This is a genomic window from Rhizobium sp. P28RR-XV, assembly GCF_012641385.1.
In the GTDB taxonomy this organism is placed as follows: Bacteria; Pseudomonadota; Alphaproteobacteria; order Rhizobiales; family Rhizobiaceae; genus Rhizobium.
Window position 1 is genome coordinate 36,675 of the sequence record NZ_JABAIG010000008.1, and the last position, 26,799, is coordinate 63,473.

At 59.7% G+C, this 26,799-nt stretch carries 28 protein-coding genes; 17 read left to right on the forward strand and 11 right to left on the reverse strand.

The features are described from left to right. Positions 1–106: 106 nt before the first annotated feature. Positions 107–1,111 (forward strand): ornithine cyclodeaminase family protein, encoded by a 1,005-nt coding sequence (locus HGP12_RS17775; protein ID WP_168879523.1) that lies wholly within the window; start codon positions 107–109, stop codon positions 1,109–1,111. A 51-nt stretch (positions 1,112–1,162) separates the two neighbouring features. After that, positions 1,163–1,939 carry a phosphate/phosphite/phosphonate ABC transporter substrate-binding protein gene (locus HGP12_RS17780; protein WP_168879610.1) on the forward strand — a complete coding sequence of 259 codons (777 nt, stop codon included), beginning with the start codon at positions 1,163–1,165 and terminating at the stop codon, positions 1,937–1,939. Between the two features lie 46 nt (positions 1,940–1,985). On the opposite strand, the gene HGP12_RS17785 is transcribed toward HGP12_RS17780, so the two are convergent. After that, positions 1,986–2,582 (reverse strand): nucleoside 2-deoxyribosyltransferase, encoded by a 597-nt coding sequence (locus HGP12_RS17785; protein WP_168840135.1) that lies wholly within the window; start codon positions 2,580–2,582, stop codon positions 1,986–1,988. A 223-nt stretch (positions 2,583–2,805) separates the two neighbouring features. Between HGP12_RS17785 and HGP12_RS17790 the strand changes: the two genes are divergently transcribed. The 3 genes from HGP12_RS17790 (at position 2,806) to pepT (ending at position 6,273) form a co-directional block, all read left to right on the forward strand. Then, positions 2,806–4,053, forward strand: a complete 1,248-nt coding sequence (locus HGP12_RS17790; protein WP_168879524.1) for an adenylate/guanylate cyclase domain-containing protein — start codon at positions 2,806–2,808, stop codon at positions 4,051–4,053. A 245-nt stretch (positions 4,054–4,298) separates the two neighbouring features. Then, positions 4,299–4,823 carry a DUF992 domain-containing protein gene (locus tag HGP12_RS17795; protein ID WP_168840137.1) on the forward strand — a complete coding sequence of 175 codons (525 nt, stop codon included), beginning with the start codon at positions 4,299–4,301 and terminating at the stop codon, positions 4,821–4,823. A 217-nt stretch (positions 4,824–5,040) separates the two neighbouring features. Continuing rightward, positions 5,041–6,273, forward strand: coding sequence for a peptidase T (gene pepT / locus HGP12_RS17800; RefSeq protein WP_168879525.1), 1,233 nt, complete (start codon positions 5,041–5,043; stop codon positions 6,271–6,273). A 27-nt stretch (positions 6,274–6,300) separates the two neighbouring features. Here the strand turns inward: pepT and HGP12_RS17805 are convergent, their stop codons facing one another. Further along, positions 6,301–6,918: a hypothetical protein gene (locus HGP12_RS17805; RefSeq protein WP_168879526.1), complete on the reverse strand. Its 618-nt coding sequence runs from the start codon at positions 6,916–6,918 to the stop codon at positions 6,301–6,303. A 464-nt stretch (positions 6,919–7,382) separates the two neighbouring features. Here HGP12_RS17805 and HGP12_RS17810 point away from each other — a divergent pair, with 464 nt between their 5' ends. From HGP12_RS17810 to HGP12_RS17825, 4 genes are read left to right on the forward strand one after another with little or no spacing between them, the layout of a single operon-like run. Beyond that, positions 7,383–7,880, forward strand: a complete 498-nt coding sequence (locus tag HGP12_RS17810) for a spore coat U domain-containing protein (protein WP_168840140.1) — start codon at positions 7,383–7,385, stop codon at positions 7,878–7,880. 25 nt (positions 7,881–7,905) lie between these two features. After that, on the forward strand, positions 7,906–8,625 hold the full coding sequence (locus HGP12_RS17815; RefSeq protein WP_168840141.1) for a molecular chaperone: 720 nt from the start codon (positions 7,906–7,908) through the stop codon (positions 8,623–8,625). Continuing rightward, positions 8,597–11,011, forward strand: coding sequence for a fimbria/pilus outer membrane usher protein (locus tag HGP12_RS17820; RefSeq protein WP_168879527.1), 2,415 nt, complete (start codon positions 8,597–8,599; stop codon positions 11,009–11,011). Before HGP12_RS17815 ends, HGP12_RS17820 begins: the two co-directional genes overlap by 29 nt. 1 nt (position 11,012) lies before the next feature. Continuing rightward, a complete protein-coding gene (locus HGP12_RS17825) occupies positions 11,013–11,975 on the forward strand; it encodes a spore coat protein U domain-containing protein (RefSeq protein WP_168840143.1) in 963 nt (320 codons plus the stop codon). A gap of 85 nt (positions 11,976–12,060) precedes the next feature. Here HGP12_RS17825 and HGP12_RS17830 read toward each other — a convergent pair whose 3' ends face one another. Together HGP12_RS17830 and HGP12_RS17835 are read right to left on the reverse strand one after the other, a co-directional pair. Beyond that, on the reverse strand, positions 12,061–12,363 hold the full coding sequence (locus tag HGP12_RS17830) for a hypothetical protein (protein ID WP_168879528.1): 303 nt from the start codon (positions 12,361–12,363) through the stop codon (positions 12,061–12,063). A gap of 30 nt (positions 12,364–12,393) precedes the next feature. Further along, entirely contained in the window at positions 12,394–12,612 is a 219-nt protein-coding gene (locus tag HGP12_RS17835; RefSeq protein ID WP_168879529.1) for a hypothetical protein, read from the reverse strand. 281 nt (positions 12,613–12,893) lie between these two features. Between HGP12_RS17835 and HGP12_RS34155 the strand changes: the two genes are divergently transcribed. From HGP12_RS34155 to HGP12_RS17850, 5 genes are all read left to right on the forward strand, one after another. Further along, positions 12,894–13,115, forward strand: a complete 222-nt coding sequence (locus tag HGP12_RS34155) for a GNAT family N-acetyltransferase (protein ID WP_246703464.1) — start codon at positions 12,894–12,896, stop codon at positions 13,113–13,115. Between the two features lie 51 nt (positions 13,116–13,166). Then, the gene (locus HGP12_RS34160) at positions 13,167–13,274 is read left to right on the forward strand and encodes a GNAT family N-acetyltransferase (RefSeq protein ID WP_246703465.1); all 108 of its coding nucleotides are present in this window, start codon (positions 13,167–13,169) and stop codon (positions 13,272–13,274) included. Further along, complete coding sequence (locus tag HGP12_RS34165) at positions 13,271–13,432, forward strand: hypothetical protein (RefSeq protein WP_246703466.1); 162 nt, start codon at positions 13,271–13,273, stop codon at positions 13,430–13,432. Before HGP12_RS34160 ends, HGP12_RS34165 begins: the two co-directional genes overlap by 4 nt. A gap of 95 nt (positions 13,433–13,527) precedes the next feature. After that, positions 13,528–14,487: an acetylxylan esterase gene (locus HGP12_RS17845; RefSeq protein ID WP_168879611.1), complete on the forward strand. Its 960-nt coding sequence runs from the start codon at positions 13,528–13,530 to the stop codon at positions 14,485–14,487. Then, a complete protein-coding gene (locus tag HGP12_RS17850) occupies positions 14,484–15,212 on the forward strand; it encodes an esterase family protein (protein WP_168879530.1) in 729 nt (242 codons plus the stop codon). The genes HGP12_RS17845 and HGP12_RS17850 overlap by 4 nt, the downstream gene beginning before the upstream one ends. A 58-nt stretch (positions 15,213–15,270) precedes the next feature. Here the strand turns inward: HGP12_RS17850 and HGP12_RS17855 are convergent, their stop codons facing one another. Next, complete coding sequence (locus HGP12_RS17855; protein ID WP_168879531.1) at positions 15,271–15,459, reverse strand: hypothetical protein; 189 nt, start codon at positions 15,457–15,459, stop codon at positions 15,271–15,273. Between the two features lie 352 nt (positions 15,460–15,811). On the opposite strand from HGP12_RS17855, the gene HGP12_RS17860 reads away from it, so the two are divergent. Further along, complete coding sequence (locus tag HGP12_RS17860) at positions 15,812–18,148, forward strand: glucose/quinate/shikimate family membrane-bound PQQ-dependent dehydrogenase (protein ID WP_168879612.1); 2,337 nt, start codon at positions 15,812–15,814, stop codon at positions 18,146–18,148. A 14-nt stretch (positions 18,149–18,162) separates the two neighbouring features. On the opposite strand, the gene HGP12_RS17865 is transcribed toward HGP12_RS17860, so the two are convergent. The 6 genes from HGP12_RS17865 to HGP12_RS17890 form a co-directional block, all read right to left on the reverse strand. Further along, positions 18,163–19,452 carry a DUF763 domain-containing protein gene (locus HGP12_RS17865; protein ID WP_168879532.1) on the reverse strand — a complete coding sequence of 430 codons (1,290 nt, stop codon included), beginning with the start codon at positions 19,450–19,452 and terminating at the stop codon, positions 18,163–18,165. 108 nt (positions 19,453–19,560) lie between these two features. Then, entirely contained in the window at positions 19,561–20,304 is a 744-nt protein-coding gene (locus HGP12_RS17870) for an aspartate/glutamate racemase family protein (RefSeq protein ID WP_168879533.1), read from the reverse strand. A gap of 4 nt (positions 20,305–20,308) precedes the next feature. Continuing rightward, positions 20,309–21,130: an ABC transporter permease gene (locus tag HGP12_RS17875; protein ID WP_168879534.1), complete on the reverse strand. Its 822-nt coding sequence runs from the start codon at positions 21,128–21,130 to the stop codon at positions 20,309–20,311. A gap of 1 nt (position 21,131) precedes the next feature. Further along, positions 21,132–22,043 (reverse strand): ABC transporter permease, encoded by a 912-nt coding sequence (locus HGP12_RS17880; RefSeq protein ID WP_168879535.1) that lies wholly within the window; start codon positions 22,041–22,043, stop codon positions 21,132–21,134. A 63-nt stretch (positions 22,044–22,106) separates the two neighbouring features. After that, positions 22,107–23,405: a PotD/PotF family extracellular solute-binding protein gene (locus tag HGP12_RS17885; RefSeq protein ID WP_168879536.1), complete on the reverse strand. Its 1,299-nt coding sequence runs from the start codon at positions 23,403–23,405 to the stop codon at positions 22,107–22,109. 32 nt (positions 23,406–23,437) lie between these two features. Then, positions 23,438–24,526 carry an ABC transporter ATP-binding protein gene (locus HGP12_RS17890; protein WP_168879537.1) on the reverse strand — a complete coding sequence of 363 codons (1,089 nt, stop codon included), beginning with the start codon at positions 24,524–24,526 and terminating at the stop codon, positions 23,438–23,440. A 268-nt stretch (positions 24,527–24,794) separates the two neighbouring features. Between HGP12_RS17890 and HGP12_RS17895 the strand changes: the two genes are divergently transcribed. Both HGP12_RS17895 and HGP12_RS17900 read left to right on the forward strand, forming a co-directional pair. Continuing rightward, positions 24,795–25,508 carry a GntR family transcriptional regulator gene (locus tag HGP12_RS17895; protein WP_168879538.1) on the forward strand — a complete coding sequence of 238 codons (714 nt, stop codon included), beginning with the start codon at positions 24,795–24,797 and terminating at the stop codon, positions 25,506–25,508. Positions 25,509–25,569: 61 nt separating this feature from the next. After that, positions 25,570–26,772 carry an amidohydrolase family protein gene (locus HGP12_RS17900; protein ID WP_168879539.1) on the forward strand — a complete coding sequence of 401 codons (1,203 nt, stop codon included), beginning with the start codon at positions 25,570–25,572 and terminating at the stop codon, positions 26,770–26,772. Positions 26,773–26,799 lie beyond the last annotated feature (27 nt).

A 26,799-nucleotide genomic window follows, 5' to 3' on the forward strand; every position in this document is an offset into this window, starting at 1 on the left:
TGGCGGCAGAGTGGCCTGCTCCGTCACCTCGCGTTTCCGCAGGCCGCCCGTGCGGCCCTCATTATTCGATAGACCGGAGCGGCCGTGAAAGGCCTGGAGAACGGCAATGCAGGAAATCTGGATCGACTATCTGAATGCCATCGACGCCAAGGCGCTGGCGCTTTCCAACGACGAAATTCTTGACGCCGTGACCAAGGCACTCGATGCGCAGGGGCGTGGGGAGACCGTCATCGAGCCTCGCGTTCACCTCGTGCCGGAGAGTTCCGACAAGGGCCATTTCAACGTGCTGCGCGGCTATGTGAAGCCGCTCGACTACGCCGGCGTCAAGGTCGTCGGTGATTTCGTCGACAACTACAAGCAGGGCCTGCCCTCGGAAATGGCGGTTCTCAATCTGTTCGATCCCCGCACCGGCGTGCCGAAGGCCATCATCGATGCGACAGCCATCACCGACATGCGCACCGGCGCCGTCACCGCCATCGGCGCGCGCCATCTCGCCCGCAAGGACAGCAAAATCCTCGGCCATATCGGCGCGCGCGGCACCTCCTATTGGAACGTGCGGCTGCTCGATCATCTCTTCGATTTCGATGAAATCCGCGTGCATTCGCGCCGTCCAGAAAGCCGCGACGCCTTCGCCGCGCGGCTGGAGAAGGATCTCGGCAAGAAGATCGTCGTGACGGACAATTGGGAGGATTGCCTGAACGGCGCCGACATCATGATCGAGGCGAGCCGCCTGCCGGAGCCGACGCCGCTCTTCAAGACGGCATGGGTCAAGAAAGGCGCCTTCGTCGTTCCCTACGGCACGATGAGCGCGCTCGAATTCGACCTGACCGATATCATGGACAAGGTCGTGGTCGATGACTGGGGGCAATGCGGTCCCGGCCGCCCCTTCGGCGCGCTGCGCCGTCATGTCGACGAGGGCAAGGTGACCGCCGAAACACTGCATGCCGAGATCGGCCAGATCGTTTGCGGCGCTAAACCCGGCCGCGAAAGCAATAACGAGACCATCCTTTTCTGGCATCGCGGGCTCAGCACGACCGACGTCGCGCTCGGCGCGGCGATGGTCGAAAAAGCAAGGCGCATGAATATCGGCCAGCGCCTCCGGTTCGCGTGACGAGCCATGACAATGTCTCCCGCCCCTGTCCCGCCCATTGCCTGTTCGCGAATGTACAATCTGAGCCCGAAAATATCTGGGCTTTGGGATTGTCTTTTTCGTTGGCTTGCGGATCGGTCTCACGTCGAACTGGAGATTATAACCCATGCCGCCCCGGCGCCGCTTTCCGAGCTATGGACGCGGCTGGACATGGGCGCCGTCTTCATGTGCGGCTTTCCGTTCTCCAGACTTGCGAAAGCCGAGCGTCCGCTGCCGCTTGCGGCGCCCGTTTCGCTGGCGGACTGGGCAACTGGGCAGCCGGTCTATGCCAGCCATATCGTCGCCGCGCGTGACAGGCCGCTTGCGGAGGCCGATCTTGCGATGGCGCGCTGGGGTTGGACCGTGCGCGACTCGCAATCCGGCTACAATGCGCCACGCGAATTCTTTGCAGCCCTTGCCGATGGACGGCCGCCAAGCGAGACCTTTGGCCCGCTCCTTAATCCGCGCGGCGTGGTCGAGGCGATCCGCTCAGGCGCCGTCGATGTCGGTGCGATCGATGCCTATGCCTACCAGCTGCTGGAGATGCACGAGCCAGAAACGATTGCATCATTGCGGGTCGTCGCCACGACCAAGCCGGCGCCCTTCCCTCTGCTGGTCGCCTCCCGACAGCAATCCCCCGAAATCGTCGCCTCGCTTCGCGCCGTTCTCCTTGGCGCACACCAAGACCCGCAGGGGCGCGATATCCTTGGGTCACTCGGCCTGGCTGCGTTCGCGGAACCGGATATTGCCGCGTATGAGCGGCTGCCGGCGCGAGCGCGTGCCGTCGATGAAGCTCTCGGGACCTGGTGAAGTTTCGGGCGAGCCTTCGTCGCTTTCGCTCAGCGAAAGGAAGCGTTCAATAGGCGGCACATCCCGTGCCGACGGCTTGCTTCAGCAGTTTGCCGGCGGCAACACGAAGGCATTCCTCGAACGCGGTCAGATCCAGAAAGAGCTGATCCGTCGCGACCTGGCGCGTTATGATGATGCCGTCGCGGGCCGCGATGCCGCCGTCGAGCATCAGATTGTCGGCCATGTCGAAATTTTCCAGCGCCATTCCGTCGGGACCACGGTGCCGTCCGTCCGGACCGAGGCGAACGTCGCCACCGTAGAGCCCGCTCACACGCTCGAAATGGTTTTCGGTGCAATTGGAAAATGCGAATGCCGGGCAGCCGCGTGCGCACATGAAGCCGAGCTCGAACGCCGTGCCGACATCCGCCGCAATACCGCGATACGGCGTCAGGTTGGCGATGATGAGATCGGCACTCGACATCAGTGTCTCGTTGATCGCGCTGATGGCAAGACCACGCTGCCGGCGGGTCTCCGTCTCCGGCACCACCAGATCACCGGGCGAAACGGGTGTAAATCCGTAGCTGCGAGCCAAAGCGATCTTGCGATCGAGGATTTCCCTTGCGTTGGGAAGAAAGACTTCGGGCCCTGCCAGATATGCTCTCAATAGCTTTGCCTCTCGATACGATATTGCACCGCGGGAATTGCGGAACCATATGAAGCCCTATGGCCGATTCAAGCCTCTTCTGCCATAGCCGGAAACATAATTTACGAAAACGCGAAATAGAGGCGATTGCCGTTCCCGGCCGCTGGCGAGGCGCGTATAGTCGCTCAGGATCGAATGACGCCGACGGCCTGCGGCAGGTGACGGAATTTGTGGGGTATAGGAAATGCAATCTTCCATTGAGGCAATTGCCGATTCATCACATGACGACCGAGGCATCTGGCCAACAAAGCAAAGCAAGATTCTCGATTGGCTGATGAACGATGTGCGCGACCAGCGTTTCATCGACAACATCCTCGTCGAACTATGCGAGAAGCTGTTGGTCGCTGGGATTCCAGTCGCGCGATCGACCATGCATTTCAGGACGCTGCATCCGCAATGGGCCGGCGCACGGATCCTCTGGCGCACAGGCATGAAAGAAGGCGATATTGCGACGTTCAGCTATGGTGTCGAGAACACGCCGCAGTTTCTGGCAAGCCCCATCAACGAGATCTTCAACGGCGCAACCGAGGTCCGCCAAAATCTCGAGGTTTCCGACGGGAGCCAGTTTGCCTATCCGCTCTATAGGGAACTACACGCGGAGGGATTGACCGACTATATCGCTTGGCCGATTTATCACACCCTTGGTAAGCGCCATATCGTCACCTTCGCCACGGATATGCCGGGCGGCTTCACCGAGGCGCACATCACTGTGCTCAGGGATTTGCTTCCAGCCCTGACCATGGTGACCGAGATCAGGTTGAAGAACATCATGGCGCGCACGCTGTTGCGCACCTATGTCGGTCCGCATGCCAGCGAACAGATCCTGGCAGGCGCGACGACACGCGGAAGCGGCGCTACGGTGGGCGCGGCCATTCTTATCTGCGATCTTCGCGACTTCACGAACATCTCCGACATGTGGCCACGAGACGATGTCATTGAACTGCTCAATGGCTATTTCGATGCCATGGTCGAGCCGATCGAAAAGCATGGCGGCGAGATCCTCAAGTTCATGGGTGATGGGTTGCTCGCCATCTTTCCGTTGAGCGATCCCAATGCATGTCACAATCTTCTTCTCGCCATCGGCGAGGCGCAGGCGGCCGTGGGAGTACTCAACGAGGAAAACCGCAAGCATGGCCGCGAAGTGCTGCGCTACGGCGTCGGAGTGCATGTCGGCGATGTGATGTATGGCAATATCGGCTCGCGCACCCGTCTCGATTTCACCGTCATCGGCCCGGCCGTCAACATTGCCTCGCGGCTGGAATCGCTGACCAAGGAGGTCAAGCGGCCAGTGCTGTTGTCGAAGGCATTCGTCGATATGGCCGCATGCCGGCGCGACATGGAAAGCCTTGGCTCCTTCCCTCTGAAGGGTCTTGGCGAGCCGGTCGATGTCTACGCCTTCGCTGCAAAGGAAAGGTTGCCGGAAGCCAGCTGATCGCCGTATTAAACTGCCCGGCGGAGCGGCGATTTAATACGGCGCGACTCAGTCGGTTGCAAAACGTGAAATGACCGGGGGTGCCGCTGCGGATCGAGTTCCCTATATTGTGAAGTGGATCATGACGATAGCCGCCTTATTTTGGGGATCGTTCTGCGCGTACGTACGTTTAGTAAGGGTTGATTCTATCGGCTCGACCACGAGGGTGCCTGCCACCCTATAATACTCTGACAAGGAGAAAACAGATGAGAAAAATTTTGACCCTGGCGTTTTCAGCTGCATCTTTGATCGTTGCAGGCACGGCGGTGGCACGGGCGGCTGACATGCCGACGAACTATCGCGAAGAAGAGCCGGATCAGCGCAACGGCGTGAAAATCGGCTACCTCGAGTGCGAAATCGGCGGCGGTGTCGGCTATGTGCTCGGCTCGGCAAAGGAGGTGGATTGCACCTTCCATTCGACGGTTGGACGCGAGCGCATCGACCATTACACCGGTGCGATCCGCAAAATGGGTGTCGATCTCGGCTTCACGACCCGCAGTCGGCTCGTCTGGTTGGTCTTCGCGCCGACAGCCGGCTATCATCATGGTTCTCTGAGCGGCCTCTATCAGGGTGCCACCGTTGAAGCGACGGTCGGTGCCGGCGTCGGCACGAACATTCTCGTTGGCGGCACTTCCGGCTCGATTCATCTTCAGACCGTAAGCGTGACGGGGCAGCTCGGCCTGAACGTGGCCGCGACCGGCACGTCGGTTACGCTGACCTCGGCCGAGTGAGCTTTCGGTCACAGCTTGTTGCATGACATGGCCGCTCCCGCCTGGCGTTGGAGCGGCCGTTGTTTTTCGTGCGGCGCTTTAGCTAGGGGCAATTCCAGGAAAGGCGTGCAGCGGTTTTCCTGGAATTGCGGAAAACACGAGGATAGAGCCTTTTCGCGAGTCGAAGAAAAGCGGAAATGCTCTATGCCAAACTCAGCAATTCATTGGAGCCAGGTTCATGACAGATACCGTCACCGATCGCTTTCTTCGTTACGTTGTCATCGATACGCAATCGGATCCGACCTCAAGCGCGCAGCCTTCCACCGAAAAGCAGAAAAATCTTGGCCGCGTGCTCGCCGATGAGTTGCGGTTGATTGGCCTTGCCGACGCACATCTCGACGAGCACGGCTATGTCTATGCGACCATTCCATCGAATGTCGACAAGCCGGTTCCTGTGATCTGCTTCTGCTCCCACATGGATACGGCGCCCGATTTCACCGGCACGAACGTCAAGCCGCAAATCCTCAAGAACTACGACGGCGGCGATATCCGTCTCTCTGGCGATCCGCAGCAAGTCATCCTTGTCGACGAGCACCCTGCCCTTAGCGATCAGATCGGCAATGACATCATCACTTCGGACGGGACGACGCTGCTCGGCGCCGATGACAAGGCAGGCCTCGCCGAGATCGTGACGGCCGCCCAATATCTCGTCGACAATCCGGATATCCGTCACGGCACCATCAAGCTTCTGTTCACGACCGACGAGGAGATCGGACGCGGCGTCGACAAGGTCGACCTGAAGAAGCTTGGGGCACAATTCGCCTATACGGTCGATGGCGAAACGGCAGGCCATATAGAAGATGAGACTTTTTCGGCCGACAGCGTCGAGATCGTTATCCAGGGTGTCGCCATTCACCCGGGCTTCGCCAAGGGGAAGATGGAAAATGCCATCAAGATCGCCGGCGCGATCATCGACAGGCTGCCGAAAAACATCGCCCCCGAAATGACCGCGGACCGGGAGGGCTTCATTCACCCCACCGGTGTCAGCGGTTCGATGGAGAAGGCCGCGCTCGGCTTCATCATCCGCGATTTCGACGAGGCGGGTCTCGCGGTCAAGGAGAATATGCTGGAGCAGATCGTCAAGGATGTCATGGCGACGTATCCAGGTTCCTCGCATACATTTACCGTCAGGCAGCAATACCGCAACATGAAACCAATCCTCGACCGCCACCCGCAGATCGTCGAAAATGCCGTCGAAGCCATCCGGCGGGCCGGTATGACGCCGGTGCGCGGCAGCATTCGTGGCGGCACGGACGGTTCCAGGCTCTCGTTCATGGGCCTGCCCTGCGCCAATATCTTTGCTGGCGGACATGCCTTCCATTCGCCGCTGGAATGGGTCAGCCGCCAGGATATGGAAAGAGCCGTAAAGACGCTCGTTGAATTGGCGAAGATCTGGGCGGAACGTGCCTAAGCGTTTCCGAGAAGGGTATTTCCTGCTCTACCAATCTATGCGTGCGACGTCGTCGAGCGCCTCTCGGCCTCGTCGCAGCATCGCACCGGGCGCATCCACCGCCCTGGTCAATATTTGGCGAGCACCGGCCAGTGGGTGAAAGCCAACCCGCTCCTCCACAACGGGAGACGGATCATCGTCCCCAGCCAAGGATGGCTTCGCCTCGGCATATTGCGGATATCCCGAGATCAGCGGATCGCGTGTTTCGCATTGCGGCAGGCAGCGATCGAAACGTTCGACGTCACCGGATGCTGCGACGCTCGTCTTAATGGCATCGGTGCGCGAGGCAGTCTTCTTGGCCGGAGCGCTGCTTTTCGCAGCGGTGAGAGGCGACGGCTGTGGAATCGGCACCGACATCACCTGTTGGGCCGCGCCCGCATCCACCACGACCTGCAACCCATTCGTCGCGACATGGTCCAGCAGCCCGCGGCTGCTGATCGTAATTCGACCGCTATCATCGATAATACGCATGGCACGCTCAGTCGGAGCCGTCTGAACAATCATGTAAAGAGCACCAACCACCGTGCCGCAAACCGCAAGACCGGAACCCAGCCGCCGGGTCGTCTCGCTTTGGCCATTCCACCATCTCATAGGCTGCGCATCCATCGATCGCTCCTTAGGACAAGATCTCGCCTGCTCATTCTGACTGGAACTGTGGCGCGGCTTTTACCGAAACATGGCTAATTGCGGGCCTTTTGCAAAAAAATGTTGATGGAGGCGCTGATCCAGGAGGAAAGACCGGCAAGTCACGGGCTTCCTCTTCTCGAACTTTGATCCAGACGAATCACCGAGCTTTCCCAAGAGCATGATTCGCGGAATATGAAGCTTGTATTCCCGCTGCCACTATCCGGTTTCGGCGATCATTGAGTTCACCTTGCGTTAACCATATTTTTCAAAACTACAACTCATATTCAGGTAATCGTTGAATAAAACGAAACTATACTCAGGAGGTATCCTTTCAATACTGTAACGCTCTCGTCCGCCTTTTTCTGCCTCATTGCCAGCAAGGCATATATGTGATTACTTTATCATATTCTGATGCGTAAGGGGTGTGCTGAGGGGGAATACGAATGCAGAGAATGCTGCACGGCGCTGTCCTTGCTGCTATCACGATGATCGCAGCGGCGCCGTCCACGATGGCCGCCACCGCGACGGCCAATATGACGGTCCGCATTACCATCCAGGCGCAATGCCTGATCCAGAGCGCCAACGATCTTGATTTCGGTACTAACGGCGTCATCGCTGCCAATATCGACCAGGCCACCACCATCGGCGTTCAGTGCACGTCGGGGCAAACCTACAATATCGGCTTGAGTGCCGGCGCCGGCAGCGGAGCGACGACGGCCGTACGTGTGATGACCGGGCCGAGCAACGCAACGATCAACTACGGCATTTATCGCGACGTTGCCCGTACGCAGACCTGGGGCATAACCATAGGCACCGACACCGTCACCGGCACGGGCAATGGCGCGGTCCAGAACATAGACGTCTACGGCCGGGTGCCGCCGCAGACCACGCCGGCTGCGGGCGTCTACACGGATACAGTGGCGGTTACCGTTACCTACTGAAAACCCGTCAATTGAGGAGGATGCCATGCAACGCATGTTGCCATGCATTGCCGCGTCTACGCTTTTTTGCCTCAGTGCTCACGGCATCAACGCGGCGTCCCTGCGCGTAGCACCCACCAGTCTCGAACTCGTCGCGCCGGCCAGCGCGACTGTTTTGAACCTCGGCAATGACGGGGACCATCCCATCAATGTGCAGATACGCGTTTTCAAATGGAGCCAGGCGGACGGGATAGAGCGCCTGGAACCGACGAGGGATGTTGTCGCCAGCCCTCCTTCGACAAGGATGAACCCGAACGGTCAGTATGTCGTCCGAGTGATCCGAACGAGCAAGGCGCCAGTCAGAGCGGAAGAGACCTATCGCGTCATCGTCGACGAATTGCCGGACGCGTCGCGGACACGGGCCGGCACGGTCACGCTCATCATGCGTCAATCCATTCCCGTCTTTTTCAAACAAGCCGATGCGAAGGCGCCCGATGTCTCCTGGAGCGTCGCCCGTCAAGGCAGCGGCCTCTTTCTGGTCGGCAGGAACAATGGCGGCAGCCGCTTCCGGTTGTCGAACCTCACCCTGGCGCAAGGAGGGACGAAGATCAGCGGCCGCAATGGGCTGGTCGGATACGTGCTCGGCGGTGCGACGATGCAATGGCCGATCGGGGCTGCGAAGTCCCTTTCCGGGAGCACGGTAACGCTGCATGGCCAGAGCGATCTTGGGCCGTTCGATGCAAAAGTCGCCGTTAATCAACGGTAGCGCCGGTGCCGCTCTCTTATACATCTGTCTTTCAGTTTCGGTGCTGCGTGCTCAAGAAGTGCCCAATCTGCCGGCGGTGGCCGCGTCCGCAAACGAGCCGGCCGGCAGCCGCGACATCTACCTGGAAGTATTCATCAACAATACGTCGATGAAGATGATCGGTAATTTCAAACAACGCCCGAATGGCTCGATTGCGGCCGCTGCTGAGGAATTGCGCGAGGTCGGCATAAAGCCTCCGGCTGATGTTGCCGACGACACGCCGGTCGAACTCGGCGCTCTGCCCGGCCTGTCATATCAGATCGACGAAGAGACCCAGCGGCTCTATGTCCAGACGACCGACAAGGGCCGTGCCCCGCATGTCATCGACGTCAAACGGCAACAGGAAAGCACGATCCCAGCACCCCAGGCAGGCTACGGCGCCGTCCTCAACTATTCCCTCTATGCGAGCTCCAACAGCCTCTTTGAAGGCGGTTCAAGCCTGTTCCAAGGCATATCCGGTTCGTTCGATGCCCGTCTCTTCAGTCCCTACGGATCGCTCAGCCAATCCTTCCTGGCCGGCTACTCCGACGGCAGCCTCGATGGCATAACCCGCCTCAACACGACGTGGAGCTACTCTGACCCGAAAAGGCTTCTTACCTATCGCGCCGGCGACATAACGACGGGCGGCCTTTCCTGGACCCGGCCGGTCTATTTCGGCGGCATCCAATTCCAGCGCAATTTCGCGCTGCGTTCCGACCTGGTGACCGAACCCTTGCCTGCGTTTGCCGGCAGCGCCGCCGTCCCTTCGACACTCGATATCTACACGCAAAACGTGCGCACCTATTCGGGTGATGTCCCTGCAGGTCCGTTCGAGGTGACCAATCTTCCCGTCTTTTCCGGCGGCGGGCAAGCGACCGTGGTGTTGCGCGACAGCCTGGGGCGGGAGACGACGCAGACCTTGCCCTTCTATGCGTCCAATTGGCTTCTGCGCCGTGGTCTTCTGGATTTTTCGACCGAACTCGGTGTCCCGCGACGAAACTTCGGCACCGAGTCCGACGATTACGACGGCCGGATCATGGGCGTCGCCACGGCTCGCTATGGATTGACCGATTGGCTGACGCTGGAAGGGCATTTCGAAGGTGGAACGGATCTATTGAATGGCGGTGTCGGGGCCGCCTTCCCTCTCGGCGCCTGGGGTGTGGCATCGGTTGCCGGTGCGGGGAGTAAAAGCGGCTCCCGCACCGGGACGCTTGTGAATGCCTCGTTTGAGCTGAGCTACGACAGGTGGGCGCTCTATGCGCGCATGCAGCGCGCCTTCGACGATTACGACGACATAGCATCCGTTTCCGCCAGACCGACGGCGGGCACGGCGGGCGAATTCACCATATTCAGCGCCGGCGTACCGCGCGCCATCGATCAGGTCACCCTCAGCGTACCGGCGCCGCTGGATCTTTCCAGCCTCAATCTTTCCTACACCAGGCTTGAAAATTCGGACGGAAGCAAGAGCCGCATCGCCGGGCTTTCGTATAGCCAGACGTTCAAGCGCGCGACGCTCTACGCCACGGCCTTTACCGACCTCGATGAACGAAGCAATTTCGGCGTCTTCGCCGGCCTTTCCATTCCCTTGAGCGACAGCGTCACAGCGAATGCGGGCATTCAAAGCGGGCCGAACGGGCTGGATGTGGTTGCCGACGTTTCCAAGCCGCTGCGGCAGGAGGATGGCAGCGTCGGCTGGCGGCTGCGTACGTCCGAGGGCGAGGATGCCAACCGGGAGGCTGCGATCGGCTATAGAGCGTCATTCGCTGAGTTCGAAGCCGGCGTTCAGCAGCAAAACAATCAGGCACGGGCGGTCGCGCGCATGGACGGTGCCATCGCCGTCGCCGGCGGCGGCGTCTTTGCCACCAACCGGATCGACGATGCCTTCGGCATCGTCGACGTCGGCGCCCCGGACGTCGAAGTCCAGCAGCAGAACAGGCCGATCGGCAAGACCGGCCAGAGTGGGCGGATTCTGGTGCCGAACCTCAATTCCTACGAACCCAATACCGTTTCCATCGATCCCAAGAATCTTCCCGTCGATGCCGATGTGCCGGCAACCCGGGAAATTGTCGTCCCGGCGGATCGCAGCGGTGTCGTCGTCAAATTCGGCGTGGCGGAAGCGCCGCAGGCGGCACTTGTGACCATCAACGACAAGAACGGCGTGCCCCTGCGGGCGGGGTTGAGCGGCACATTACAGGGATCGGATGAGGCGTTTGTCGTCGGCTATGACGGCCAGGCCTATATTCGCGGACTGCATGCGCGCAACTCGATCGACGTCTCGCTGGAAGATGGAACGAGGTGCCATGCCGAATTCGCCTACAAGCAGCAACGAGGCGCGCAGGTGACGATCGATGATGTCAGGTGTTTTTAGGATGCTGCGATCGATTGCCCTTCTGCTCGTCTTGCTGCTACCTTCGCTATGCGCCGCACAGAGCTGCAGCTTCACCGCAACCGATATGAACTTTGGCGCGGTCGATACCTTGTCGGGCACTCCGGTCAATTCAACATCCACAATAAATGTAAGTTGTTCCGGGGGAGTCCTGGACCTGGGCAAGCGACTCTTGATTTGCCCCAATATCGGCGCCGGCAGTGGTGGAGCATCCTCGTCGGCAGCCCGCCAGATGGTGAACGGAGCAAGTTCTTTGAACTATCAGCTCTACTCCGATTCCGGCCGGAGCGTGATCTGGGGATCGAGCAACTGGTCCTATCCGTCACGGGCACCGGCCTACGCGCTGACAATGGCCCTGTTGAATGGGTCATTGGTCGGCGCAACCGGCAGCATGACGGTCTATGGCTCGGCGCTGGGAAGCCCGCCGACGGCGGCGCCTGGCGCTTATACATCGAGCTTCACCTCCCCCGACACCTCGTTCTATTACAGCTACAGCAGCGCCACCAACTGCGCATCGCCCTCGGGAACGGTGGGAACGGCGTCGTTCAGCGTCAATGCGAGCGTCGCCGGCAACTGCCTGGTCAGCGTCCAGAATATCGACTTCGGCACGCAGGGCGTGCTGCGAACCAATGTCGACGCCACAGGTTCTGTGACTGCGACCTGCACGCCGGGCACGAACTATACGATCTCCCTGAATGGCGGCACGGCGAATGCCGCACCGACGGCGCGCAAGATGGCAAAAGGGGCCGAGACTGTGACTTACGGCCTCTACAAGGATACGGGTAGGCTGCAGCCCTGGGGCGATGCCAATACGCCGGGAAGCACCGTCGCTGGAAGCGGAACAGGTGCCGCTCAGCCCCTGACGGTTTACGGCCGCGTACCGCCACAGACGACGCCATCTCCGGGAGTCTATACGGATACGGTGGTGGTCACGCTCACCTATTGACGCGAATTGCCGGCGGCGAGCCAATCAACCGGCGTTTTCGCCACATGTCTCCGCTTCGCCTTGCCAAGCAGCCGCTACGGCAGATCTAGTTCTGAACGAAAGCCGCGGGCATAAAATTGGCGCGGGCGGAGTAGTGCGGCTGGCCGACCACATGCGATATCACCAGCGCATAGACCAGGATCGAACCCAGGACGATGACGATGCCGTTCAGCGGAAAACTCATCTTCGACGCTGCACCGGGTGATGCTTCGGGATTTATGCCAGAGCGCCTTTTCGCGGCTGGTTCCACGCTCGCGAAGGGAAGCAACAGCTCCCTTTCCAGGCGGGCTTGCGCATCAAGATGCTTGCCATGTTTGCTCGTGGGCCGGAACTGGATGACTTCGCCCATGTTTCTCGCGGTCCCTTTTACCGCTTGCTGCTATTCGCCATTGTCTTGGCTATCGTCGACATCGGCGTAATCGATGCGAACCACGACCTTTTCGGGTCGTTGATCATCGTGCGGAACGATCACGCTCACAATACAGCGATTGTCGCGCGGCTTGACGGACAGCAGGCGTCCCTTCGTCTTCGACAGGACTTCGTCCACCGCGTTCGAGCAATCCTGGATTTTGTAGGCGATCTGATTTTGCCCCGCCAATCCGGAGCCTGCAACCGAAATTCCCGCAAGTATCGTTAGGATCCTGAACATTGGCGCACTATACGCCAAGGACGGCAGGGAGGCGACCGAAGTTCGCAGGAAACCTAGGCTATCTGCGTCATCTTTTCGTTGCGTGTGGCGAAGCTGCCAAGAACAAACATTGCCCGGAGATGATGGACTTTCCCGTCCAATTCACGGATGGAGAAGCTACCGATTTGCGGTCATCGCGCATGCGCAGGCATGCGCATCATCCGGCCAATCAACTCGCAGCAAGGAGCAGGTTGCTTACCCTCGAAACCTCCCCGCTCACTCTCCGGCCCTGGCTGAACAGCGATCGTGCTCCATTTGCCGCCATCAATGCGGATGCGGAGGTTCGGCAATATTACTACCCGAGCTTGCTCGCGGCCGAGGAAACGGACGAGCTGATCGATGAAGCAGCCAAGCAACTGGCCGGGAAGGCTTCGGCTTCCTGGCCGTCGAACGGAAAGCCGATGGCGCGCTGATCGGCGGCGCCGGTCTTCACGTCCCGGATCGGAGGTCCAGGCAATTTCCCGTTGGAGATCGGCTGGATTCTCGGACGTGCTTACTGGCGGCAAGGCTATGCGCCGGAAGTCGGCTGCCGCTGCCTGGAGTTCGCCTGGCGGCTCCAGGCCGAAGCGTGATCGGCTACACCTCGTTCATCAACCATCCGTCGCGCCGGGCGATGGAAAAGATCGGGATGATCCATGTTGAAGGCGGTGATTTCGACGACATCACCGTGCCGTCTGGCCATGTCCTGCGGCCGCATGTGCTCTATCGCATCGATCGCCCGACACGATAGACCCGCAGATATATAGGAGCGATCTGGGAGGCAAGCACGAGGGGCATGCAATGTTCGTCCTTGCGTTGCCGACCCTTTCACGCGACACATTTGCCATGAGTGTACCGACAGCCCATCCCTTCGACTTCGATCCGACCTATGGCCTGCAGCTAAGCCAGTTGCAGGCTATCGAGATACCGGAAGCCCCGCCCGGCTTCGACGATTTTTGGCAGAAGCGCTACAAAGCCGCCATTGCCGTCGACCCGCAACCGAAGTTTCGCCACAGCAGGTTGCGTCACGACAACTGGCATGTTTTCGATATCAGCTATATGTCGACAGGGTCGTTTCAGATCAACGGTTGGTTGCTCCTTCCTCGCAATAGTCAGGTACGACGCGGCCTAGTCGTCGGACATGGATATGGAGGCAGGGACCAGCCCGAGTTCGATCTGCCGCTCGAAGAGACCGCTGTTTTGTTTCCCTGCAGTCGCGGGCTTTCTCTAAGCGCCCGGCCGCCGATTCCCTCGGATGCGTCGAGGCATGTTCTGCATGGCATCGAACATCGCGACACCTACGTCATCGGCGGCTGCGTCGAAGACATCTGGCTTGCCGTTTCGACCTTGGAAACTCTTTACCCGTGGCTTGCAGGCCATATCGGCTATAGCGGCATCAGTTTCGGTGGCGGCATCGGGGCACTGGCAATTCCGTTCGATGCAAGGATCAGACGTGGCCACCTCGTCGTCCCGACCTTCGGCCATCGTCCGCTATGGCTGACCTTGCCGACCGTGGGCAGCGCGCAATCCGTTCAGGCCTATCAGAAGCAACATGGCAGCGTTCTGGAAACCCTGCGCTTCTTCGATGCAGCGATCGCCGCAAGCCGGATCACCGTTCCGATGCTCGTCGCGCCTGCCCTCTTCGATCCCGCCGTTGCGCCGCCCTGCCAGTTCTCCGTCGCAAATGCGCTACAGAAGTTTAACGAAATCTTCATTCTGGATGCCGGCCACTTCGATTATGCTGGCAGCGAGGAGCAGAACGCGATTCTGCGAGACAAGGTCGGGCGATTTTTCAAGGTGCTATGAACCGCGAATATCTGCGCTGGTACAGCCCGCGGCTGGATCGAGACATGGAGCTGCTGGTGTTCGGCCATGCCGGCGCCAAGGTTTTGGTGTTCCCCACGCGCGACGGTCGTTTCTGGGAATATGAGCAGATCGGCATCGTTGCCAGCCTCGCCGACAAGCTCAATGCCGGGCACCTTCAGCTCTATTGCATCGAAGGGCTGGCCAGCGAAACCTTCTACGGTGCTCATCGCCACCCGGCCGAGCGCATTCGCAGGCATAACGCGTTCGAGGACTATATCCTGAACGAAGTCCTGCCGCTGATGACGCAGAAGAACGCGCATGAGTGTACCATCGTCCATGGCTGCAGCCTCGGCGCCTTCCAGGCCGCCAGCCTGGTCTTCCGTCACCCTCACCTTTTCCGCAAACTGGTGGCCTTTTCCGGCCGCTACGACCTGACGATAACCGTCGAATCCTTCGCCGATTTGTTCGACGGTTACTATGACGACGAAATCTACTTTCACATGCCGACACACTTTCTGCCGGGGCTAGCCTGCGATTGGCGATTGGAGAAGCTGCGCCAGATCGAGATCGTCATGACGATCGGAGATGCTGATCCCTTCATCGACAACAACCGCCATCTGAGCCGCCTGCTGGCGGACAAACAGATCAATCATCGACTGCATGTATGGAATGGACGCGCTCATCGAGCCGGCGCATGGCGCAGAATGGCGCCGCTTTACATCTGATCAGGCGACCGACGCCGCCAACCCCGCATGTGGCGAGGTCGCATGTCCCAATGGGATATCAGGCAAGTCCGGCCGGGATTGGCCGCAAAGCCTTGCGGGCACCGTAGTCCCGCTCATGAGACTTGCGATGCTGCTGCTCGGAGCTTACGGAGAACTCAACCAGAATGCGCTCCATCATGCCATCCGGATAGGTTCCGGTGTCGGCGGTCTCGACTTCCGACTGGGCGGTAACGATCTTCAAATTCATCTTTAGTCCTCCGGCTCGGCACGGAAACCCTTGATTCCAATGTTTGTTCCATTAGTATCCGCATAATTGTTAAAAAATTAACTACGTCCGTTAATCAATTCGGACGACGCGGTATCGAACTTGAATGGCCGGCCGGATTGGAACATTCTTGCAATCCTGGCATTCAATCTCTGATGGATTGGGGAGCTTGATGCATCGATCCAAATCACTTTGGAAACGGCACTGGATGCTGCCAGCGAAACAACCGACATCGATTTCGACTTAAGATCGGCCTCGGACTCCGTTTGGAGCCCGAGTGTCTTTTGCATGCCTTCGATCAATCACTGTCCAATCGGCGGATAGACTGGAACGGATCATGGCCATCATCACTTCGATCATTCTCGCACTCATCGGCCTGGCGCTTGGCAGCGGCGGACTTTGGCTCGTACTGCTCGGCGGAAGTTTCTTTTATCTTCTAGCTGGCCTCGCCTTTCTCCTGACCGCCATCCTGCTTGCCATGCGCAAGGCCGCCGCTCTTTGGCTCTATGCGATTTTCGTGGTTGCAGCCCTTGCCTGGGCGATATGGGAGGTCGGTTTCGACTGGTGGCAGCTCGGTCCGCGCGGCGGCCTCATCATTCTGATCGGCCTATGGTTGCTGACGCCCTGGATCCGGCGCCCCCTCGGCTTCCGCAGCCTCGACGGGGTTCACTACGGAGCCAATCCCTGGCCGCTTGCCATTTCTCTCGTCATCGCCATCGTCGTTGCTGTCTATTCGATGACGACCGATCCTCACGATCTAGCCGGCGAATTGCCGACGACCGTTGTTTCGAATGCCCCGATGGGCGGCGATGTGCCTGACGGCGAATGGCACCAATATGGCAGAACCTCCTTCGGCCAGCGCTATTCGCCGCTTGATCAGATCAATCCGCAGAACGTCGCCAATCTCAAGGAGGCCTGGCGTTACCAGACCGGCGATGTGAAGCGCCCCGACGATATCGGCGAGACCACCTATCAGGTGACGCCGCTGAAGGTGGACGACACGCTTTTCATCTGCACGCCTCACAGCCTGGCGATTGCGCTCGACGCGAAGGACGGCAAGGAAAAATGGCGTTACGACGCCAATGCCGGCATGAACCCCAACCGACAGCATCAGACCTGCCGTGGCGTCTCCTACTATCACGACACGGCCGCCGCAGCCGGAGCGGCTTGCGCCGACCGTGTCTATCTGCCGACCTCGGATGCCCGGTTGATCGCGCTCGACGCAGCCAGCGGCAAGGTGTGCCCGGGCTTTGCCAATCAGGGCACGCTGCATCTCGAGGCCGGCATGAAATACAATCCCGCCGGCTATTATTATTCGACGTCGCCTCCCGTCATCGTCGCCGACAAGATCATCATCGGCGGTGCGGTCAACGACAATTACTCGACCGAGGAGCAATCCGGCGTCATTCGCGCCTTCGATGCCCGGACCGGCACGTTGCTATGGAACTGGGACTCTGGCAATCCGGACCATACGGCTCCCATACCCACGGGACAGACCTACACCACGAACTCGCCGAACAGCTGGTCGGTTTCCAGCGCCGATGAGGCGCTCGGGATGATCTACGTCCCGCTCGGCAATCAGACGCCCGACCAGCTCGGCATGGGACGCAGCGAAAACGTCGAACGCTTTTCCTCCTCGGTGGTGGCACTCGATATCAATTCCGGCCAGCTCAAATGGGTGCAGCAATTCGTCCATCATGACCTTTGGGACATGGACGTGCCGGCCCAGCCCGTGCTCCTCGACCTGACCAAGGCCGATGGCAGCGTCGTTCCCGCACTGGTCGCCTCGACCAAGCAGGGCGACGTCTATGTGCTCGATCGCCGCACAGGCGCACCGATCATTCCCTTCAAGGAGATTCCGGCACCGGGCGGCACCATTCCCGAGGATCATGCCTCACCGACGCAACCGATCTCGGACCTGACTTTCTCGCCGCCGCCGCTCAAGGAAAAGGATATGTGGGGCATCTCGCTGTTTGACCAGCTCGCCTGCCGCATCTCCTTCCATCAGCATCAATATGAAGGCCGCTACACGCCGCCGTCGCTGCGTGGATCCATCATCTTCCCCGGCAATTTCGGGACCTTTAATTGGGGCAGTGTGGCCGTCGATCCGGAACGGCAGATCATGTTCGGCATGCCGACATACCTGGCCTTCACATCACGGCTGGTGCCTCGCGCCGAGATCCCGCCGAAGGGCGCAGGCGACAAGGGCAGTGAGCAGGGCCTGAATCGCAACGAGGGTTCGCCCTATGGCGTCTATATGGGTCCGTTTGTCAGCCCGCTCGGCATACCCTGTCAGGCGCCACCCTGGGGCTATGTCGCCGGTGTCGACCTGAAGACCGGCAAGATCGCCTATAAGCATAAAAACGGCACCGTGCACGACATGACGCCCTTGCCGCTGCCCTTCAAGGTCGGCGTTCCCGGCATCGGCGGCCCGATGATGACCAAGGGTGGCGTCGCCTTCCTCGCCGCCGCGGTAGACGATTATCTGCGAGCCTACGATGTCACAACAGGCAGGCAGCTCTGGCAAGCGCGTCTGCCGGCGGGCGGCCAGGCAACGCCGATGACCTATACGGCAAGCGACAATAAGCAATATGTCGTCATCGTTGCCGGCGGTCACGGTTCCGTGGGCACGAAGCCGGGCGACTATGTCATCGGTTATACGCTGCCATAGGCCGACAATTTTGGTTAGCTTTTCCGGGAGCGTAAGCGGTCGGATTCGATGTGATCACCATCGGAATCGGAGGGCGGTTCCCAGCCGAAAACGCTGCGGCCGCCATAGGAAAAAGCGCGGTCGAACTCGCCGGCAACGATCTCCTTTAGATCGGGGCCGGTGACATAGCGCTCCAGCATTCTCGACTGATCATCCAGGCGCTTGAGAGCCGACAATTCCTCGTCGCGACCGAGGCGGCCTTTCCTGACAGCTGATTTCATCACGCTTATCGTCTCGTCATAGACTTTCAGCGGCACCGGAAAAGGATGCCGGTCCTTGCCGCCATGCGCGAGCGAAAAGCGCGCCGGGTCGGAAAAACGGCAGGGTGCGCCATGCACGACTTCGGCGACCATCGCCAAAGCCTTGACCGTTCTGGCGCCGACGCCGGACGTCAGCAGCAATTCCTGGAAATCGACCGGGCCACGGTCGGCCGCGGCGGCAAGGTTTCCATGCAAACGCCGCATGTTCACATCTTCCTCGCGCACATCATGATGTGCCGGCATGATGAGATAGGGCAATGTCGGCTGAAGCTCAACTTTATTGTTTGCTTTAGCTTTCCTCTCCAGTGCATTGAATTCACGGATAATTCCATCGGGGCCGATCGAGGCAAGCAAATCGAGCTGTTCGCTGCGGGAGCGCTCCGCGCGTCGATCGGCGAGATTGATGATCTCGCCCTGTTCGCGCCCTTCGATGGCCGCATGCGGCGAATCCAGAAAGCTCGTGAGGCCTTCGGATAACCAGTGATAGCGCCGCGCCTGCCGCCGTTCGCCATTCATGCCTTGCTGGATGACGACCCACTTGCCGTCATCCGCGACAATGAAGCCATGCAAGTAGAGATCGAAGCCATCCTGCACGGCTGCACTATCCACCTTCGCGATCAGCCGGCTCTTGGTGGCAAGGGACGCACCGTCAATACCGACGCGATCGCCGATATCAACCAGCTCGCCCGGCGTCTTGCGCGATTGCGCGCCACGGCCACCGCAGACATGAATGCCGAGTTCGCCGGAAAGCGGCGTCAGGCCGCGTTTCAAGGCGCCAAGAACGCTTGTCGTGATTCCGGAGGAGTGCCAATCCATGCCCATGACGGCGCCGAAGGACTGGAACCAGAAGGGATTGGCGAGACGACGAAACAGCTCGTCCCGCCCATAATGCTGCACGATCGCCTCGGTGATGACGGCGCCCAGGCGCGTCATCCGGTCTCCAAGCCAGCGCGGCACACGGCCGCCATGCAGGGGAAGGTCAGCCTTGCCAGCTCTTTGTGCCAAATCCACGACTCTCGTTCTTCATCGCGGCATTATAGGCTCGACACGCGAGATATGCCATCCGCGGGGCGAAGCGATCTGCCGAGGCTGCAATATGGGATCGCGATAAAGTTAAGCTGGCATCGGCATGGGCGCAAAATCCTGCATTGCGCCCGAAAACGGCTTGGGCAACGGCGAGGCATAGGAACTGCGTTTGCTGGTGGATAGCCCGAGCGACACCAGCGCCTCGGCCTGCTTGACCGCTGCGGCGACGCCATCCACGACCGGGACGCCATAGATCGATTGCAGTTCTCGTGCGAGATCCGCCATGCCGGCACAGCCGAGTACGATCGCCTCGGCTCCATCCTCCGCAAGCGTGCGCTCGATTTCCGCCCGCAACTTTCCGATCGCGCCGGAAGACGGGTCTTCGAGCTCGAGAACGGGAATGTCCGACGCTCGAACCTTCGCCCGCCCGCCCATGCCGTAGCGCTGGACGAGATTGTCGATGAGGATGCGCGAACGCTCGAGTGTCGTCACCACGCTGAAGCGCTGCGCCAGAAAACCAGCCGTGGCAACAGCGGATTCACAGAGCCCGACAACGGGAACGTCACAAAACATGCGGGCTGCTTCCAGGCCGGTGTCGTCGAAACAGCAGATGATCGCCGCATCATAGCCCACTGCCTGCCTCTCCCTCAATTCGCGCAGCATGCCAGGTACGGCTAGCGCTCCGTCGTAATAGCCTTCGATCGAAGCCGGCCCCATCTGTGAGGTGGCGGCGATGATTTCCGTGCCGGCGCTTGCCACGGCGCGCGCGGCGATCGCCGCCTTCTCCGTCATGGAAACGGTCGTATTCGGATTGATGAGCAGCAGGCGCATGATCTCAACTTTTCTTGGCTTGGCGGCGGCCGAGCATGGTCATGACGGCAAGCGCCAGCAGGATAATGGTGAAGGAAAAGAGCGTCGTCACCGTTCCGAGCGCATAGAGCACCGGCGTCGTCACGTTCGTCGTCATCCCGTAGATTTCAAGCGGCAGGGTGTTGTAGGTGCCCGATGTCATCAAGGTGCGAGCGAACTCGTCATAGGACAACGTAAAGCCGAACAGGCCGACGCCGATCAGGCTCGGCGCGATCATCGGCAGCACGACGTGGCGAAAGGTTTGCCAGGGGCTGGCCCCGAGATCCCGAGCGGCTTCTTCATAGGCCGGCGAAAACCGGTTGAAGACCGCGAACATGATCAGCACGCCGAAAGGCAAAGTCCAGGTCAGGTGCGCGCCGAAAGCCGAGGAATACCAGGCGGGCGCAAGACCGCCCTGCTGGAAGACTACGCCGATCCCGAGCGAAATGATGATCGACGGCACAACGAGGCTCGCAACGGTCGCATAGAACAGGAATGTCGATCCGCGAAAACGGCGGCGAAAGGCGAGCCCCGCCAGCAGCGACACGACGACGGTCACGAGCATGACCATCACGCCGAGTAACAGCGACCGCTGGAACGAAGCGCCGAAATCGCCGACCGCCTGCTTCTCGAAGAGATTGGCAAACCAATGAAGCGACACGCCGTTCAAAGGAAAAGTCAGCCCACCGTCTGGCCCCTGGAAGGACAGGATGACGATCGCCGACAGCGGGCCGTATAGGAACAGTACGAAAATGGCGAAGAAGATTGCCAGGACATAGAATTCGAGGCTGCGCTTTTCGTGGTTCATCTCAAAGTTCCTTGCGGATATCGACGACGCGCAGAATGGCTGCGACCATCAGCAGGACGACGATCAGCAACATGACGGCATTGGCGGCGGCGGCCGGATATTGCAGCAGCGACATCTGGTTCTTCATCATCAAGGCGATGGAAGCGCTCTGGCCGCCGGACATTACCTGCACAGTTGAAAAATCGGCCATGACGAGCGTGACGACGAAGATGCTACCGATCGCTATTCCCGGCTTGGCGAGTGGTATCACCACATTCCAGAGCACCTGCCATCCGCTAGCTCCGGCATCGCGCGCGGCCTCGAACAGCGAGCGGTCGATGCGCATCAGCGTGTTGAAGATCGGCGTCACCATGAACAGCGTGTAAAGGTGCACCATGGCCAGCACGACGGCGAAATCGGAGTAGAGCAGCCATTCGATCGGCTTTGGAATGAGACCCATCTCGATCAGTGTCGAATTGACCAGCCCGTTGCGCCCGAGAACGGGTATCCACGAGATCATGCGGATGATGTTGGAGGTCATGAACGGCACCGTGCAGACGAGAAACAGGATCATCTGCGTCGAGGTGCGACGGATATGAAAGGCGAGGAAATAGGCGACCCAGAAGCCGATGAACAGGGTCAGTGCCCAGACAATAGCAGTGAATTTCAATGTGTTGAGGTAGGTTTTCCAAGTAACCCATGAACCCAACGTGTCGGTATAGTTCGTGGTCAGGAAGGCAGGATAAAGACTGGCGAAGTCATAGTCCCAGAAACTGACGATGCCGATCATCGCGATCGGTAGCAGGAAGAAGAAGCCGAGGATCAGAAAGAGCGGAGTCGCCTGCAGATAGGCCACGGCCCAGGCAGGCACGCCAAATCCACGTCCAGCTTTTGGTGTTTCCTGCCCCGCGTCCGAGGAAGCGATCGTCGCCATGTTCAGGCCTTTCCGTTGATGAGCCTCTCCCCGCGAACGGGGAGAGGAGATGATGGACGCAGTTTATGCCGCGATGAATTCGTTCCAGCGGCGGACCATGTAGCGGTCTTCGTCCATGACGGAATTCCAGCAGGCGACCGCACCCATGCGGGCTTCGAACGAGCCACCGTCGCGAACGGCGCCGGCCTTCTCCATGACCTTGCCTTCCGGAGACAGAATATCGCCCTGTGCCGGCTTGCCTTCGATCCAGTAGCCCCATTCGTCGGCGGACATGAAACCCTTCGCGGTGTCCATGCAGGCGGAATAGTAGCCCTGGCGGTTGAGGTAGCCGCCAACCCAGCCGGAGGTGTACCAATTGATATACTCGTAAGCCGCGTCGAGCTGGGCACCCTTGAGATGCGAGGCAAGGCCGAGACCGCCGCCCCAGGCGCGATAACCTTCCTTGAGCGGCTGGAAGGTGCACGCAATACCCTTCGAGCGTACGGCGGCAACCGCCGGCGACCACATGGACTGGATGACGACTTCGCCCGATGCCATCAGGTTGACGCTTTCGTCGAAGGACTTCCAGAAGGCGCGGAACTGACCGTCACCCTTGGTCTTGATCAGGAAGTCGATCGTCTTGTCGATTTCGGCCTTCGTCATATTGCCCTTGTCGGCATATTTGATCTTGCCGGCAGCTTCCATGATCATCGCGGCGTCCATGATGCCGATCGACGGGATATTGAGGATCGCGGTCTTGCCCTTGAAGGCCGGATCGAGAATATCGGCCCAGCTGGTGATCGGACGGCCGGTGAGATCGGGACGGATGCCAAGCGTGTCGGCGTTGTAGATGGTCGGAACCATCGTCATCCACTGCGTCGGCTCCTTGGCGAACTTCTTCGAGCTTTGCCCCTCGACGAAGCCGACCGTATGCGGCGCCGTGCCCTGGGCAATGACGCTGTCGGGCTTCAGCTTGCCGTTGATGAAGAGCGGCACGATCTTGTCGTAATATTTGAGCTTCTTGACGTCCATCGGCTGCAATACGCCCGATGGAAACACCTTCTTGGCGATCCAGTATTCGATATCGGCGATATCGTAGCTGTTCGGCTGCGTCACGGCTCGCTGTGCAGCGGCATCGGAATCGGTCGCGGTCATCTCAAGCGTAATGCCGAGATCGGCCTTGCACTTCTCGGCAATGGCATTGATGTTCGAAACGCCGGTGCCGAACTGGCGCAGTGTGATGTTCGATTGCGCCCAGATGGTCGGAAAGCCGGTGATGGCACCGGAGCCGGCCATGGCGCCGAGAGCGGCGGCGCCGGTCTTCAGCAGCGAGCGGCGGGAAATGCCTTTCGTCGTCTTGGTAGTCTTGGTTTCAGTCGTCATGTCAGTTCCCCTTTTTTTGATGCTTCGGATTTTCATGCGGACATACGGCCCAGAAGGATCGCGTCCTCCTGAGCCCAGCTCAATGAGACGGCATCGCCGACCGCTATGGATTTGGCGGCGTCATCGTCGTTGCTTGCGATTACGGTGAAATCGTCGCTGCCTGCGCCGATGACGGTGATCTTCAGGGTCGCACCGCGATATTCGACATTGGAGACCACGCCGTTGAAACCGAGTCCTTTGTTGTCGGACTGCGAAAGCCGGATACGATCGGTGCGGATGGCGATATCAGCGGCTTCGCCGCTCCGGCGTCCTGACCCTTTTACGGAAAAGCCCTGCCCTTCCGGCACGGTCATGGTGATGACGCCGTCATCGCTCGACGTTACCCGGCCCGACAGGACATTATGGTCGCCCATGAAGCGTGCGACGAAGGCCGTTGCGGGGTGCTCGAAAACCTCCCGCGGCGAAGCGGCCTGCTCGATCCGTCCATCATTCATGATGACCATGATATCGGCGAGCGCCATCGCCTCTTCCTGGCTGTGCGTGACATGGACGAAGGTGATGCCCAATGTCTTCTGCAGCTTCTTCAACTCGGCGCGCATGCGGATCTTCAGGAACGGATCGAGCGCCGATAGCGGCTCGTCCAGCAACAGCGCCTCCGGATCGGTGATTAGCGCGCGCGCCAGCGCGACACGCTGCTGTTGGCCGCCTGAAAGCTGCGCCGGGCGCCGGGTCGCATAGGCCTCCATCTGCATGAGCTTCAGCATTTCGAGCGCCTTGGCACGACGCTCATCCTTTGCGATACCCTTCATCTTCAGGCTGAAGGCCACATTGTCGATAAGGTCGAGATGAGGAAACAGCGCGTAAGACTGGAACATCATCGCCGTGCCGCGCTTGGCGGGCGGGAAGTCCGTCACGACGGTATTTCCAAGGCGGATGTCGCCGGAGGAAATGTCTTCGTGGCCTGCGATCATGCGCAGGGTCGAGGTCTTGCCGCAGCCGGACGGACCAAGGAAGCAGCAATAGGAGCCTGCCGGTATCTTCAAGCTGATCGCGTGAACAGCCGTGGTCGCCCCATAGACCTTCGAAACGGACACTATATCGATCTCTGCCGCTTTCGACATCATCTTCCCCTTTGGTTTGGGAAAGACATTGCATCAATCGTGCCAGTTTCGCTGCAGCGCACTAAATTACTGAGATGCCTGCCTTATTCCGGAGAAAAGGAATTCTTGCCCTTCTTGGGGCAGTCCGATATCTGCTCATCAAATAGGCTATTGTGCTCGATTTGTGCAAATTATTGTATACAATTTAGCATCATCTTTGCATCAGATTTCGTTTAACTTCGGCCCGAAACCGGGCTATCATTTTTGCCAACCATTCAGGTAAGCGATTATGAATTCTTCAGCAGACGAGTTTCTGACTCCCATCGATTCCGCGGAGACCGGCGCACAGCAGATCCGCGACGCCATTCGCGACGCGATCGTCGAACGCAGGCTTGCACCCGGCACGAAGTTGTCCGAGAGCGATGTCGGCGGCCTGTTCAATGTCAGCCGCACTCTGGCGCGCGCCGCCCTGCAGGCGCTTTCCTACGAGGGTCTCGTCAGCGTCGAAAAAAACAGGGGCGCATTCGTCGCCTATCCATCGCCCGAGGAAGCCAGGCAGATATTCGCCGCGCGTCGCCTGGTGGAGCCGGGCATATTGAAAGCGGCGGCCGAGCGGATCACCCCGGTTCAGCTGAGGCAGCTGAGGCAGCTTCTCCTGGAGGAAGGTCGGCTGATGGGCGAGCGCGGTCAGTCCGCCCGCCGGGCCGAGATCAAGGCTTCGGGTGATTTCCATCTGATGGTGGCAGCCATTTCCGGCAATCTTATCATGCAGCGCTTCATGGAGGAGCTGGTCGCCCGCTCATCATTGGTGATCGCACTCTACGGACAATCGAGCGCCTCCAGCTGCGGCCATTCCGAGCACGGCGACATCATCACCGCTTTGGAGCAGAAGGACGTCGATACGGCCTGTGGCCTGATGCTTCATCATATCGCGCATATCGAAGCCGATCTCGACTTACGCGAGCGCAAAAGCTTCGGCCTGAAAGAAGCGTTCGAGCGGTGAGACGATCGTCTTACAGACCGCTCCCACTCAGGTCGTCAGCGATAGATCCAAGGAGAAAAAATTGAGCGCGATCGAAACCCTGTTTGCCCGGGCCAAGCTCGCTGACGGCTCTACCAAAGACATCGGCGTCGCGGATGGCCACATCGTGTCGATCGAGGAGGCCGGAGCAACCGTCTCCACATCTCAGACTATCGACCTCGAAGGCGCACTGGTGGTTCCAGGCTTCCTCGAGGGACACATCCATCTCGACACCAGCTTTTATGGTGACGCATGGATACCGCACAAGCCGTGCACCAACGGCTTCGACGTTCATGAACGCGTCGCGTTTCAGGCACAAAACATGGCGCAGGCCGCGCCGATGAACGAAAGAGCCAGAAACCAGCTCGACCTCTGCATCGCCAATGGCAGCACGCATATGCGCAGCCATGTCATGGTGGATGGCTCGGTCGGGCTGAAATCGCTCGAGACTATTCTTGCCGTGCGCGAGGAATATCGCGAGCTGATCGACATCCAGCTCGTTGCCTTTCCCCAAAGCGGCATCCTGAAAAGCCCTGGCACGCCTGAGCTTCTAGACGAGGCGATCGCCATGGGCGCAGACCTTGTCGGAGGGCTCGATCCGGCGAGTTTCGACCGCGATATTGAAAAGCATCTCGACGTCGTTTTCGGCGTCGCCGAAAAGCGCGGTGTCGATATCGACATCCATCTTCACGAAGGCGGCACGCTCGGCCTCTTCACCATCGAACAGATCTGCGCCCGAACCCGTGAACTCTCCATGGGCGGACACGTCACGATCAGCCATGCCTATGGGCTTGGCGATCTTTCCGTCGACGCCGCAAAGCGGGCGGCGGCACTCATCGCCGCGAGCGGGGTCTCGATCATGACCAATGCACCGGGCGCTCACCCCTTCCCGCCCGTCGCCTTGCTGCGCTCGGCTGGCGTTACCGTCTTCAGCGGCAGCGACAATATTCGCGATTCGTGGTGGCCCTACGGCGATGGCGACATGCTGGGGCGCGCGATGATGATCGGCTATCGTTCCGGCTTCTACACGGACGATGAGCTGAAGGCCGCCTTCGACGTCGTTACGGAAAGTGGCGCCAAGGCATTGCGGCTCAAGGACTATGGCTTGCGCGTTGGCGCAAAAGCCGATTTTGTAACGCTGAAGGCGGAACACGTGCCGGAGGCGGTCGTCGCGGTCCCGAAGGGACGGTCCGTATTCAAGGCCGGCAAGCTCGTCGCCAGGAACGGCGCTGTCGTGCGGAACTAACCCATAAGACAGACCCCTATCCCACCC